At 58.8% G+C, this 14,065-nt stretch carries 11 protein-coding genes; 6 read left to right on the forward strand and 5 right to left on the reverse strand.

The genetic code is table 11. The features are described 5' to 3' along the window. Positions 1-15: 15 nt before the first annotated feature. On the reverse strand, positions 16-2,229 hold the full coding sequence (locus DRW39_RS09910) for a transferrin receptor-like dimerization domain-containing protein (RefSeq protein WP_116106881.1): 2,214 nt from the start codon (positions 2,227-2,229) through the stop codon (positions 16-18). A 163-nt stretch (positions 2,230-2,392) separates the two neighbouring features. Between DRW39_RS09910 and DRW39_RS09915 the strand changes: the two genes are divergently transcribed. The 3 genes from DRW39_RS09915 to DRW39_RS09925 all read left to right on the forward strand — a co-directional run bounded on the left by DRW39_RS09915 (position 2,393) and on the right by DRW39_RS09925 (position 4,673). Next, the gene (locus DRW39_RS09915; RefSeq protein ID WP_116106882.1) at positions 2,393-3,643 is read left to right on the forward strand and encodes a dipeptidase; all 1,251 of its coding nucleotides are present in this window, start codon (positions 2,393-2,395) and stop codon (positions 3,641-3,643) included. A gap of 187 nt (positions 3,644-3,830) precedes the next feature. After that, the gene (locus DRW39_RS22225; protein ID WP_157976032.1) at positions 3,831-4,034 is read left to right on the forward strand and encodes a MarR family transcriptional regulator; all 204 of its coding nucleotides are present in this window, start codon (positions 3,831-3,833) and stop codon (positions 4,032-4,034) included. 63 nt (positions 4,035-4,097) lie between these two features. After that, positions 4,098-4,673, forward strand: a complete 576-nt coding sequence (locus DRW39_RS09925; RefSeq protein ID WP_157976033.1) for a GNAT family N-acetyltransferase — start codon at positions 4,098-4,100, stop codon at positions 4,671-4,673. On the opposite strand, the gene rnpA is transcribed toward DRW39_RS09925, so the two are convergent. Beyond that, complete coding sequence (gene rnpA / locus DRW39_RS09930) at positions 4,642-5,031, reverse strand: ribonuclease P protein component (protein ID WP_116106885.1); 390 nt, start codon at positions 5,029-5,031, stop codon at positions 4,642-4,644. The two genes, DRW39_RS09925 and rnpA, sit on opposite strands and share 32 nt — an antisense overlap. Positions 5,032-5,124: 93 nt before the next feature. Here rnpA and DRW39_RS09935 point away from each other — a divergent pair, with 93 nt between their 5' ends. After that, positions 5,125-5,679, forward strand: coding sequence for a Dps family protein (locus tag DRW39_RS09935; RefSeq protein ID WP_116106886.1), 555 nt, complete (start codon positions 5,125-5,127; stop codon positions 5,677-5,679). Between the two features lie 144 nt (positions 5,680-5,823). Here the strand turns inward: DRW39_RS09935 and gyrB are convergent, their stop codons facing one another. The 3 genes from gyrB to DRW39_RS09950 form a co-directional block, all read right to left on the reverse strand. After that, complete coding sequence (gene gyrB, locus DRW39_RS09940) at positions 5,824-7,788, reverse strand: DNA topoisomerase (ATP-hydrolyzing) subunit B (RefSeq protein ID WP_116106887.1); 1,965 nt, start codon at positions 7,786-7,788, stop codon at positions 5,824-5,826. 452 nt (positions 7,789-8,240) lie between these two features. Continuing rightward, positions 8,241-8,966 (reverse strand): glycosyltransferase, encoded by a 726-nt coding sequence (locus DRW39_RS09945; protein ID WP_157976034.1) that lies wholly within the window; start codon positions 8,964-8,966, stop codon positions 8,241-8,243. Positions 8,967-8,991: 25 nt separating this feature from the next. Further along, the gene (locus DRW39_RS09950) at positions 8,992-10,191 is read right to left on the reverse strand and encodes a class I SAM-dependent rRNA methyltransferase (protein WP_232830113.1); all 1,200 of its coding nucleotides are present in this window, start codon (positions 10,189-10,191) and stop codon (positions 8,992-8,994) included. A gap of 58 nt (positions 10,192-10,249) precedes the next feature. On the opposite strand from DRW39_RS09950, the gene DRW39_RS09955 reads away from it, so the two are divergent. Next, positions 10,250-12,484, forward strand: a complete 2,235-nt coding sequence (locus DRW39_RS09955; RefSeq protein WP_116106889.1) for a hypothetical protein — start codon at positions 10,250-10,252, stop codon at positions 12,482-12,484. A 322-nt stretch (positions 12,485-12,806) separates the two neighbouring features. Then, positions 12,807-14,054: a PP2C family protein-serine/threonine phosphatase gene (locus DRW39_RS09960; RefSeq protein ID WP_116106890.1), complete on the forward strand. Its 1,248-nt coding sequence runs from the start codon at positions 12,807-12,809 to the stop codon at positions 14,052-14,054. Positions 14,055-14,065 lie beyond the last annotated feature (11 nt).

Here is a 14,065-nt window from a genome sequence, read left to right on the forward strand (position 1 = left end):
GGACTGAGAGGTTGGTTATTTGGTGGCAACAATACCGATAATGTTCTGCATCTGGTCGGCATAGGCGCCAAGTACCTCACCCAGTTTGTCGATCTGCTCCTGCGCTTCGTCAAAGTTGCGCTGCTCGATCGCCTCGCGCACCCCCGGAAGGGTTTTCACGCCGTATCCGGTGTAGAAACCGGGGGCGTATACGTGGTGAACGAACCACGGCCGCCGGGGCAGGCCCTCCTCGCGGGTCAGTTGGCGTTCGAGGTCCATGAAGAGGCGGTTGATCTCCTCCCGTTGACCTTCGGAGAGCTCCGTAGCCGCCGCGGCGCTGTAGTCATCCGCCAGCTCGCTGATGCGGCCCAGGCCATTTTGCAGCGGGGCAAAGTTGAGGTAGGGAACTTCTTCCTTCTCCTCGGGGGCCGAGAAAGCTTCCTTCGGATCGGCTGCCAGCACGTACGCATTTTCCCGGACGAGCCGGTTTTCCCGTTCGGTCTGCTTACGGGCATCCTCCGCCAGCTTCATGACTTCGTCACCGTACTCCCGCAAGGTCTGGGCCATGCGGGTGAATTCGAAAGGCAGCACGTCGGCGTTGGCCAGTCGCAGGGTGGTCCGCCCGGCAACCTTGGCAAGCGCGCCCCCGTAGCTGAAGTCGGGATCCTTGAATCGTTTATAGTGGGCGTAGGAATCGTACATCGTATGGTACTCCCCACCACTGCTCTCCCCGCCAAATCCCATGTTGAATGCGGCGATGCCCAGGTGTTGGAAGAAGGGCGAATAGTCGGAACCTGACCCAAGGGCGGAAAGGGGGAAGGAAGCGATATCCGTGCCTCCTACGGCTTCGGCGGCTTTGCGCCGTTCGAAAACGGTGACACCGGTCTGCGGATCTTCAACGTCTTCGGTGATCTGTCCGAAAAATTTTTCCAGGGTATGCGAGCCGCCGGCTTGAAGGAATCCACGGCCGGAGCCATCGGTATTGATGTAAGCCACGGCTTTATCTTTCAGCTCATCGGCGTGGGTTTCCACCCATTCGGTCGACCCCAGCAGGCCGGGCTCCTCGGCTCCCCAGGCGGCGTACTTGATGGTTCGCTTCGGACGCATGCCGGCCTTGGCCAGCTCACCCACCGCGCGCGCCTCCTCCATCACGGCCACCATTCCACTGATGGGATCGTTGGCCCCGTGTACCCAGGCGTCGTGGTGGTTTCCGCGGATGACCCATTCATCGGGGTATTCCGCTCCCTCCAGGGTAGCAATCACGTCATAGGCCGGGGCGAGTTCCCAGTTAAATTCCAATTGCAGGTGCACCTTGGCCGGCCCGGGACCGATGTGGTAGGTCATCGGAAGGGCACCGCGCCAACTTGATGGTGCTACCGGTCCGCCGAGGGCACGTAACAGGGGTTCGGCGTCGTGGTAGGAGATGGGAAGCACGGGAATTTCGGTCAACCCCTCGGCCTCCGATATATCCAGCCGCTCGGCATCTTGCGTAGCACCGTAGCCGGGGGTAAGCGGATCCCCGGGAGCGCGGGGAAGATCCATCACGGCTCCCCGTTGGACACCGTACTCATTCTTATAGGCTCCCTCCGGGTAGGTTTCTCCCCGGTAGTAGCCGTCGTCTTCGGGATCGGAATACAAAATACAACCGATCGCGCCCTTCTCGGCGGCTACTTTCGGCTTAATACCACGCCACGATCCCTGGTATTTTGCGATGACGATCTTGCCTTCCACGCTGATGCCCCGCTTTTCCAGCTCTTCGTAGTCCGCCGGGACGCCGTAGTTGACGAAAACCAGTTCGGCGGTGACATCCCCGTCGATGGAAAAAGCATTATAGGGGGGTAGGGCTTCGTCCGTCTGGTTGGTTGCAGGATCTCCATCAACGGGTGGCTCCTGCAGCATAGCCGTGTAGGTAGCAGGCTCGAGCAGTTCCAGCTTGCGCACCTTTGGCGTGGGGAACAAAACGTCAAAGCGTTCCACCTCGACGTCGTAGCCCCAGGAGCGGAACTTCTCGGCCATAAAATCAACGACCTTTTTATCGTAGGGCGAGCCCACGTGGTGGGGGTGCGCCGTCATATACTGCATCCACTCGTCGAGATTTGACGGGGTGATTTTCTCATCGTAAGCGGCCTCCGTTTCCCGCTCCGTGGCGGCGGATTTCTCGGTGAACCCCATCAGCGATGCCTCCTGGCCGTGCACCGGTAATGAGAGCAGCGCAACGATAAGCAGGCAGATTGATTTGGTGGCGGTCATGGTCAGGGATTGAGCATGAAATGTAGGCAAAAATCACGGTTGCGATTATCCGATCGCGACTATGGCAAAACATCCGGCTGCGGCTTCCAAAATTCTGGTTATGTTTGTTCGTACCGGCACGCCGGAGTCGATCTCCTTACATATCTACGCACAACCAAGACAGATGACCCGCCTCCTTCTGCCCCTCCTCCTTTTTTTCATCCTACAAGCCTGCGGTAACAGCGGTTCGACCCCGGCCGGCGAAATGTCCGACGTCGAACTCCGCGCGCACGCCGACAGCCTGGCCCAGCAAACCATCATCATCGACGGACACGTCGACCTGCCCTACCGCCTGAAGGTTACCAACTTTCGCCTCGAACGGGAGATGCTCGGAATCCCCGTGGAAACCGACGAGGGAGACTTTGATTACGTTCGCGCCGTCGAGGGTGGGCTTGATGCCCCCTTCATGTCGATCTACATTCCCGCCGGCTTGCAGGAAGAAGTAGGCGAATCCCCCGCCCTCGCCGATAGTCTGATCGATATGGTAAAGGGTATCGTGGAAGCGCATCCCGACAAATTCGCACTGGCCACCAGTCCGGATGACGTAGAAGCCAACTTCGCCAACGGTATCATGAGCCTGCCCATGGGGATGGAAAACGGAAGTCCCATCGAGGATAAGCTCGAACGAGTGGAAGAATACTACACCAAAGGCATTCGCTACATCACCCTTACGCACTCCAAGGACAACCTGATCTCCGACTCCAGCTACGATACCACGGCCATCAATGGTGGACTGAGCCCCTTCGGGGAGGAAGTCGTGCGCGAGATGAATCGCGTCGGTATTATGGTCGACGTCAGCCATATCAGCGATTCCGCTTTCTGGGACGTGATGGAAATCACCGAAGTCCCCGTGATCGCCAGTCATTCCTCGGTGCGCTACTTCACCCCCGATTTCGAGCGGAACATGAACGATGAGATGATCCAGCGGCTCGGCGAAAACGGCGGTGTTATCCAGATCAACTTCGGCTCAACCTTCCTGGATGGCGCCCTACGTAGTCGCCAGGATAGCCTGCGCGAGGAATTCATGGCCCGGCTTAACGAGCGCGGTTATCAAAACAGATCCGACGAAGCGGAAGCCTTGGCCGACAGCTTCCAGATTGAAAACCCAACCCTCTACTCCGACGTCGAGATGGTCGCCGATCACATCGACCGCGTGGTGGAGTTGGCCGGCATCGACCACGTTGGGCTTGGCTCCGACTTTGACGGCGTAGGCGACAGTCTGCCTACCGGCCTTAAGGACGTTGCCGACTATCCAAATCTGATCTATACCCTGCTGAAGCGGGGTTACACCGATGAAGACATCAAAAAGATCCTATCAGGCAACGTACTCCGCGTCTGGCGGGCCGTGGAAGCGGCCTCATCTTCCCGCGGGTAATAGAAAACCGGTTGCGACTCGCAACCGGTTTTTTAACGGATTTAGAAAATAAGCACCTTGTTACCTATATCTGCGTAACAAGGTACCTATTACGGCACTTCCTGACTTCTTTGATCATCTTGGAATTACCGCCCTTGCGTCGCGCGCTCGCTTGCTGAGCGAGCGGCTGTTCGCGGACTCCCGTCAGTTGAATACCACCTATGGTAATGAACTGAAGTCGCAGTGGCTCCCCCTCCTTTACCTGCTTCGCCTCAACGGCCCGACACCGGTGTCCGACCTGGCAATAAGTATCCGCCAGAACCATCCGGGGGTGGTGCGGATGATTAACGACCTGCAGAAGCACGGACTGGTCGCCCGCACCCGCGACGCAACCGACGGACGTAAGACGTAGGTTGCGCTGACCCCCGATGGAGCCGCCGCCGCTACCACCCTTGCTGAGTGTACCGTTCCCGACGTGGCGGCCGCCCTGCACGAGGTAGCCGGGGAATGTCAACACGATCTTTGGGCAGCTCTAACCGAGTGGGAAGCAGCTTTGGAGCGCAAAAGCCTACTGGACCGCACCCGTGACGTGCGTCGGCAGCGACTTGATGGAGAACTCCGTGTCGTACCCTACGAAGGCCGACACGCTCAGGCATGGCACGACCTCAACGAAGCCCTCCTGCACCCCCGGGAGCACATTCTCGAGCCCGGCGGGGCCATCCTGATCGCCGAATTACGCGGCCGACCCGTAGGTACCTGTGCCCTCATCCCCATGCAGCATCCGCACTACGACGTAGAGTTGGCCAAAATGGCGGTTGATCCGGAGGTTCAGGGGCTCGGCGTCGGCTACCGAATCGCTCAGGCCACCCTGGAACTGGCCCGACAGCGCGGTGACTATAGGGTGTACCTAGCCAGCAATCAACGCCTGCAAGCCGCCGTCCATCTCTATCGCAAACTCGGCTTCCAGGATGTGACCGACAAGCACGAAGGATACCAGCGCGCGGATGTCCAGATGGCCCTTACCCTAACTCCGGACTCTCCAATCGACTAAGTAGGCGCTTCATTTTCTTTTCGATAACGGAAAATGGCACTTCATCCCGGCCGGTGTACAGAAAAAGCACGACCAATTGCTGATCCCCTGTCGCCTGCGCTTGCTCCAACAACGCCTTATTGAGCCGGTAGGCTTCCCGCATCCGCCGCTTAAGCTGGTTTCGGTCTACCGCCCGCTTGAAGCGCTTCTTCGGCACCGTAAAGGCTACCCGGACAGGATGGTCCCCTTCCCGTCGCTCCGCCACCCGATACAGAATCCGCAGCGGGTAGGCCGCTACCGTGCCCGATCCGGGTGCGAAGAGCCGACCGATCTCTCGTTTCGATTTTAAGCGTTCGGCGGAATGGAGGCGATGGGACATGGAAGGAGGGGATACGGGGCGGATGAGTGAGGAAAATAGCGAACCTAGACAAGGGAAATCCCGTTGTAAAAGTGTAACTAAAAACATAAAGACATGACCAAGTCACCAAGCAATAACATCAAAGAAAAATTCCTTGACACCCCAACCGACCTTCCCAAGGAGGCCGTCAAGGACATCACCGAGGCACTTAATCCGCTGGTTGCCGACCTCATTGCCCTTTGGGTAAAAGTGAAGAATTACCACTGGCATATGTCGGGCCGCCATTTCCGCGACTACCACCTTATGCTGGATGACCAGAGCGAAGAGCTGATATCCACCGTCGATCCCCTCGCAGAACGCGTCCGGAAGTTAGGTGGTAAGACCGTTACCAGTCTGGCCCAGATCGTGAAGCTAACCAGCGTCGCTGATAACGATCAAGCGCAAATCGCTCCCCGCGATATGCTGCTGGACCTGATGCAGGAGAACAAGAAAATGGCCGCTAACCTGCGCAAGGCGCACGAGGTATGTGAAGAGCACGACGATACCGGTGGTGCGAGCTTGTTGGAGGATTACATCAACGCCACCGAGCGTCGCACCTGGTTCCTCTTCGAAGCAACCCGCGAAGTCGAAACCGGAAATGCTCCGACCAACAACGGCAAGAAGAAGTAAACGACTTACCGTTCCAAATAATTAGCCCCGACTAGGTGATCCTGGTCGGGGCTTTTTTTGTCGGGTTGGGAGTGTCGGGTGTCAGATCTCGGTTCTTGTTATCTAGGTGAAAAACCGACACCCGACACCCGATAACTGCCTCCCCTACACATCAACATTTGCGTACTTGGCATTAGCCTCGATGAAGGCACGGCGCGGGGGCACCTCGTCTCCCATAAGCATGCTGAAGACGCGGTCGGCCTCCGAGCTTTCCTCAATGGCCACTTGCTGTAGCATGCGGGTATCGGGGTCCATGGTGGTTTCCCATAGCTGGGTGGCGTTCATCTCTCCCAGACCCTTATAGCGCTGAACTTTGACGGCACCGTCGTTCTCGCTCTTGCTGTAGTTCGCAATGGCTTCACGGCGCTCCTCTTCGGTCCAGCAGTAGCGGAATTGCTTGCCACGACGCACCTGGTAGAGCGGCGGCTGAGCGATGTATACGTATCCCCCGGCGACAAGCGCGTGCATATACCGGAAAAAGAAGGTCAGGATCAAGGTCACGATGTGGCTGCCGTCGATGTCGGCGTCACACATGATGATGATCTTGTGGTAGCGCAGTTTGTCCAGGTTCAGCACTCGTTCGCCGTGCTCCCCTTCGACGATGCTCACGCCCAGGGCGGTGAACATGTTTTTGATCTCCTCATTCTCGTAGATCTTGTGCTCCATGGCCTTCTCTACGTTGAGGATCTTACCGCGGAGCGGCAGGATGGCCTGGAAAGCCCGGTTACGGCCCATCTTGGCGGTACCGCCGGCCGAGTCACCCTCGACGAGGTAGATCTCCGAACCTTCGGGGTCTTTATTGGAGCAGTCGGCCAGCTTCCCGGGCAGTCCGGTGCCGGTGAGCACGTTCTTGCGCTGCACCATCTCGCGGGCCTTGCGGGCGGCGTGACGGGCGGTGGCGGCGATGATGACCTTATCGATGATGCGCTTGGCGGCGTCGGGGTTCTCTTCAAGCCAGTGGCCCACGCTTTCGCCAACCGCGCGGCTGACGATACCGGTTACCTCGCTGTTGCCGAGTTCTCCCTTGGTCTGTCCCTTGAACTGCGGTTCGGGTACCTTGACGGAAACAACGGCGGTAAGACCCTCGCGGAAATCTTCCCCGCTGACCTTGAATTTCAATTTCTTGAAGTGGCCGTTCTCGTCACCGTACTTCGTGAAGAGACGGTTCACCGCCCGACGGAATCCGTTGACGTGGGTACCGCCCTCGCGGGTTTTAATATTGTTGACGAAGGAGTAGATGTTCTCCTGGTATGTGGTGTTGTACTGCATGGCCACCTCGACCTCGACGTTGTCTTCCTTCGACTTGACGTAAATGGCTTCCTCGATCAGGTCCTGCTTGCCCTCGTCAAGATACTTGACCATCTCGGCCAGGCCGCCTTCGCTGTAGAATTCCTTGCGCGGGTGAGTACCGTCCTCGTCAGTCTGCCGTTCGTCGGTGATACTCAGGTGCAGGCCGCTGTTCAGGAAGGCGAGTTCCTGCATCCGGTTGGCAAGCGTCTCGTACTTGTAGACCACCGATTCGAAGATCGTCGCGTCCGGGGTGAAGTTGATCGTCGTACCGGACTTCTCCGCTTTGCCGACCTGGTGGACCTCATTCTGGGGCTTGCCCTCACTGTAGTCCTGCTGGTAGATGTTACCGTCGCGGTGTACGGTTGCCCGCAGGTGGCTGGACAAGGCGTTCACACACGACACTCCTACCCCGTGCAGACCGCCGGAGACTTTGTACGTGTCTTTGTCGAATTTACCACCGGCGTGCAGGACAGTCATGACGACTTCCAGAGCCGACTTGCCGAGTTTGGCGTGGTTGCCGACCGGAATACCCCGACCGTCATCCTGGACGGTGATGGAGTTATCCGCGTGAATGATCATATCGATGCGGCTACAGTAGCCGGCGAGGTGTTCGTCAATGGAGTTATCGACCACTTCCCAGACCAAGTGGTGCAGACCCCGCGTGTCCGTGCCACCGATGTACATACCGGGGCGCTTGCGGACGGCCTCGAGGCCCTCGAGAGCGGTAATATTGTCCGCTCCGTAGTCGCCGCGATTGGCCGGTTCGTTATTCTTTGTCATACCAACAAAAGTACAAAAATTGTGCCAGCTATCCTAGGGTTTTCCCGTCGGTGAACAGGCATTCGGCGGCGGAGCGCAGGTAGAGAGAAATGTAGCGAATGACCAACGCTCACATGCTATTCCCATTCATTTTTCAAAGCTCGTTGACATGTCCCATCCCGCCACCGGCTTCATCGCCAGAATCCGATCCGCAAAACCAGGCTAACGGGTGTCGGTAACTGACAATCTGACGTTCTTCCGGGAGCCCAAACAGCGCTACCGGAATGGCCAATCTTACGCCCTTTATGCTGGAGACAGCACCATCCTCGTCGATGCGGTCCACGCCATCACCCGGGGCGCTATTGATTACGCATTCGGACCTGCACGGTCAGCCCTCCTTCAGGACGCAGAGCTATGTGAACGCGCGTAGCGCAGGCCTCGGAAAAAATCGCCCGATCCGCGAGTAAGGTGCCTTACCGCCGTTTAAGCCTCCGTTCGTATTCGGCGACCATCTGGGCCTGTGCCGCCCCGCGCTTGTACATCCGGAAAACGCGCAGATTGGCCAGCTGCACCTTTACCCAGCTATTCGCCTCGTATTTGCGGGCCGACACGGTGATATCCCGTGGAATCACCCGAAAGGGGATCTCCTGCTTCCAGGCTCGCTGGATGATCTCATAGTCCTCCATGATATCCATATCTCCGTTGTACCCACCGAGTTCTTCCCAGGCGCTTCGGGCCACGAAGAGCGATTGATCGCCACCCCGGCAGGCCAGCCCCCCGAATCGAGTGAAGAACGCATTGATCGCTAAGAGTGGGCTTTCCGAGTCGAATCGGAACCGGTAACAGCCCATCGGGACCCCGTCCGCTACGCTACGCCGGATATCCGTGTAGAATCCCCGCGGGGGGCGGGTATCGGCGTGGACGAAGTAGTACACGTCATCCGCGTGATTGTAGCGTGCCGCGGCCTCATTCATCTGGCGGCTCCTGCCGGGCTGGCTGCACGCGAGGTAGTGAACCCGTCCGGCCCGCCGGACCACTTCTTCGGTATCGTCCTGGCTACAGCCGTCGGCGACCGTAATGCCGCCCCGCCCGTTGAGTTCGTCGAGCAGATAGGGAAGCAGGCGGCGCAGGTTGTCCGCTTCGTTTATGACGGGTATAATAATCTGTAACCGCATCCGGAAGAGTAGGATTAAGACCACATACGGTCAAAAGTTAGGCAAGGGTTCAATCCAGACGGTAGTAAACGGTTTTCAGATATGCCCCCTCCGCAAACCCGATGGGGTGATCGACGTCGTGGTACGTTTTCTCCAGCAATTGGTAGGATCGTCCGCTCTTCTTTACCACCCGCTCGACGGTGGCAAAGAAGTCTTCGGCCGTCACGCGGGCGGAACAGGAAGCGGCCACCAGCGTACCGCCCGGCCTGACCAGCGGTACGGCCAGGGTATTAATGCGGCGGTAGGCATCCAGCGCACCCCGGACCTCCTTTTCCCGCTTGGCGAAACTGGGGGGATCGACGATTACCACGCCGAATTCCTCCCGTCGCCGGGCGATCTGTTCAAGCTCCTGAAAGGCATCGCCTTCCAATATTTCGTGCCGTGGGTCCTCGCCGAAGTTGAGCGCTACGTTCCGCCGCGCTACCTCGAGGGCAGGGCCGCTGATATCCAGGCTAACCACCCGGTAAGCACCGCCGGCCAGGGCGTGGACGCTGAATCCGCCGGCGTAACTGAATACGTCCAGCACGTCCTGTCCTTCCGCCAGCTCCCCTACCCGCTTCCGGTTGTGCCGGTGATCGAGGAAGAAGCCGGTTTTGTGTCCTTCCCGGACATTGGCGTAGAATCGTAGGTTGTGTTCCCGGAAGGTTATCTCCGGATCGGGCAGCTCGCCGGCGAGGAGGGTACCGTCTTCGAAGCCTTCGCGCGGGCTCACCACCCGGGCCAGCCGGAGCACCGCGGTATTAACCTTTGCCGTACGCATGACCAACGGGAAGATTACCTCCAGGTAGGGAAACCAGGCGGGCGTGTAAAGCTTGATGACCGCTACGCCCGCGTAGATGTCCACGACCAGTCCGGGTAGCCCGTCATTCTCCCCGTGTACCAATCGATAACCATCGGTATTCAGCTTCAGCAGGGGCAGTCGCAACTGTCGGGCAGCCTTCAGTCGTTCCGCGAAGAATGCCTCCTCAATTTTGGCTGGCCCGCCGGCGTGCAGGACGCGGATGCGGATCGGCGAGTTTGGATCGTACAGCCCGACGCCGATACACCGGTCTTTTTTGCGGTCGAAAACGATGGCCAGGTCGCCGGCTACTCCTTCCCCCTTCACGGATTCGACCGCACCGTCGAAGAGCCACGGGTGGCCGGAACGTAAAATGCGTTCACCCTGGGGGGTGAGACGGGTAGCAAGACGGGCAGGAGAGACGGGGGGCAAATTAGGGGGCGCGGAATGTGGTTTGCGGCCGGCAAATATAGCCCTAATTTGCCGGGGCATGCGCACCTTCCTGCATAACCTGTACCGCTCCTTTCCGATTCAGCTCCTTTTGCTGCATCTGCGGTCCAACTTCTTGTTGCTGCTGTTGTGGGCGCTACTTCTGTTTATGATGGCCGGCCTCTTGGGCCCGCGCCTGGGCTTGCAGTATCTCTTTCTCGACCCGGAGTATCTGGGGGAAACCGGGTACTTCTCCTTTCTCATCGTCGGCGTGGCCTTCGGCTTTTTCACGATGAGTTGGAACCTCAGCACCTACCTCTTGCTGGGGGGATACTTCAACTTCCTGGCCAGCCTGACGCGACCTTTTTTGAAGTTTTGCATCAATAACGCCCTGCTCCCGCTCGCCTTCCTGCTGACGTACTGGATTCTCCTGCTTCGCTTTCATCCGCTCGGCGAGGGCGCCGGAGCGCAGGTACAGGGCATTACCGGCCTGACTGTCGGACTCGCACTCAGCCTCTTCCTGTACTCCATCTACTTCAACCTGACGAACCGGGACATCGAATACTATACCGGCTACCGCGAGCCGCCACCGAACCAGGGGCCCAGGGACCCGGCGGAGAAATTTTACCGTCCCGTTCGGGGGACACCCCTGGGCCCCCAATTGGTCAACCGCTACGACAATCCCTATAAAGTCCGCTTCTACCTGAACACGAAGCTTCGGCTCCAACGGGTACGGTCGGTGGCACACTACGATACGGCGATCCTACGCAACATCTTCCGGCAGAACCACGTCAACGCGCTCATCCTGCAGTTCGCCTCGATCATGATCCTGGTCATCCTCGGGCTGATGATCGACTGGCCTACTTTTCAGCTTCCTGCCGGCGCGAGTTTCTTTATTCTGTTCAGTCTGTTCGTTTCCATTGTCGGCGCGGTCAGCTACTGGTTTGCCAACTGGCGGATCCCGCTGCTGATCCTGCTGCTGGCGGCCATCAATTTCCTCACCAGTACCTCCTTCCTGGATCACGGCAACCAGGCATACGGGCTGAGCTACAAAACGGACGCTCCCTATACGCTCGATACGATTTATAGCTTGTACCAACCCGACACCCTACGGGCCGACGTAGCTAATACGACCGCCATCCTGGAACGCTGGCGGGCCAAGCAACCGGTGGACAAACCCAAAATGGTCATCCTCTGCGCCAGCGGCGGCGGATTGACTGCCTCCCTCTGGGCCACCCACATCACCCAGAGCATTCAGGAGTGCAGCGGCGGCCGCTTGTTGGAATCCACCGCCCTGATCACCGGAGCCAGCGGGGGTATGCTGGGATTGGCCTACGTCCGCGAGGAATACCTCCGCGAAGCATCTTTCCGGCAGGGCAATTACCGTCGCCTGGAGGAGGTGAGCAACGACTTGCTGAACCCCGTCGCTTTTTCCATCGTCAGCAACGATATCTTCCTGCCCTTCCGACGGGTGCGCGTCGGAGACGAAAGTTACCGTCGCGATCGCGGATACGCCTTTGAGCGCGCCTACAACACCGCAACGGATTTTCTTCTCGACCGCCCCCTTGCGCAGTACCGCGGCCCGGAAGCGACCGCCGACATCCCCCTCATGTTCGTTACGCCCAGCATCGTGGAAGATGGAAGACGCATGGTCATTTCCCCCCAGGGCGTCAGTTATATGATGGCCCCTCCGGTCTCTCAATCCGGCGGCGTCCCCCTGGCACCCGATATGGTCGACTTCGGCCGACTGCTGGCCCGGCAGGACGCCGACAGCCTGCGGATGAGTTCTGCGCTCCGGGCTAATGCCTCGTATCCGTATGTCCTTCCGCAGGTCAGCCTCCCAACCGACCCCCTCATCCGCCTGATGGATGCCGGCTACCGCGATAACTACGGCATCACGTCCGCCGTCCGCTTCATCCACGTATTCGAAGACTGGATCAAGGCCAATACCTCCGGTGTCGTCCTCGTACAGGTCAGCGCCTTCCGCGATCAGCAAATTCCCGACGACGGCCACCGCGGCGTTATTTCCGGCCTACTCAGCCCCCTCGGTGTCGCCGGAAACATCCTCGGCCTGCAAATTCTTGACCAGGAAGAGCTCCTAGCCGGAGTATACCGCAGCCTCGGCCCGGACTACTTCCAGCTCTTCCGCTTCAACTACCAGCCCAGCGAAGACGACCCCCTACGCACATCCGTCTCCCTCCACATGACCGATTTCGAACGCACCCAGGTCCTCCGCGCCTTCGACTACCTCCCACTCCAACAACAAGTCGACCGCCTAATCACCCTGATCCGCTAACGCCCCACCGCAAACGCAGCGAGCTCTACCGCCAAAGGCTCTACCGCGAGCAAAGCGACCTTTACCCCAACGGCTCTACCGCAAGCAAAGCGAGCTCTACCGCCGCAGGCTCTACCGCGAACGCAGTGAGCTCTACCCCAACGGCTCTACCGCGAGCAAAGCGAGCTCTACCCCCGAAGGCTCTACCGCGAACGCAGTAAGCTCTACCGCCGCAGGCTCTACCGCGAGCAAAGCGAGCTCTAAGCCAACGGCTCTACCGCGAGCAAAGCGAGCTCTAAGCCAACGGCTCCACCACGAGCGCAGCGAGCTCTATATTTGCTCCATGTCCCAACCCATCACCCGAGTCAACCGGCTGGAGCGCGAACTCCACCTCCGCCAATTGCAGGTGCGCCGTCTGCTCCAGATGACGCAGGCCATTAATAACAATGTTTCGGCCGAGGATCTCTTCCAGATGTACCGGGCCTTTCTGCGACAGGAGTTGGGCGTCAACGAAATGGCCCTCTTCGTGCGGGAGAATGAGCGCGACGAGGAATGGCGGCTGGCCATCTCCCTCGGGCTGGACGACGTCGAGCTACCGGAAGGCACCGACTACACGCAGGAGCTGATGGAACTCAAGCGGGCCGTCACCATCGACGAACCGGACCATCCGTTGTTTCGCCACTTCGAGCACGTCGTTCCCGTTTTGCATAAGGAGCGCCCGATCGCCTTCATCCTCATTGGCAGTTTTAGCAATGAGGACGACATGTACGAGCGCGTGCAGATCATCACCACCATCAGCAACGTGATCGCCGTAGCCATCGAGAACAAACGACTCTTTCGCCGGCAAATCGAACAGGAACGCCTGGAGGCCGACCTCGATCTCGGTGCCAAGGTGCAGCACATGCTCATTCCGAAAGATTTGCCCTCCAATGATTTCTACGAGCTAAGCGCCATCTACCGGCCCAAACTGGGCGTCGGGGGAGACTACTTTGATTTCCGGGAGTTCACGGATGGAAAGTTGGTATTCTGCATCGGTGACTTCACCGGCAAGGGAGTCAGTGCCGCGCTGCTCATGGCCAACTTCCAGGCTAACTTTCACACCCTCATCCGCAAACGGACCGACCTGCAGGAGTTTGTCGCCGAGATCAACGAGAGTGTCTTCCGAATTACGGACGGCGAACGTTTCGTCACCTTTTTCGTCGCCGAATACGACCGGGTAGCCCACCAACTTCGCTACGTCAACGCCGGACACCCACCGGCCGTCCTGGTCAGTGAGAATCACTTCGAGCTGCTCGATAAGGGGACCACGGTGCTGGGGTCGATCGAGACCCTGCCCATGCTGGAGGTCGGTGTGGTCGACCTGCCCCCCCAGGCACTCATTGTCACCTACACCGACGGGCTCACCGATCTGGAGAGTGCCGCCGGTGAAACCTTCGAAGAGGAAATCCTGCATCAGTTCGCCCGCCGCCAGTTCTACCGGTCCGCCCGCAACTTTAACGACAACCTCCTGGCGCGGCTGGAAGACTTTCGGCAGGAAAAGTCGTACCCCGACGATCTTACCATCCTTACCTGCCGGATTTTTGGAGATTAGGCCAGAACGAA

The sequence above is a fragment of the Lewinella sp. IMCC34191 genome (assembly GCF_003390935.1).
Taxonomy (GTDB): Bacteria; Bacteroidota; Bacteroidia; order Chitinophagales; family Saprospiraceae; genus Neolewinella.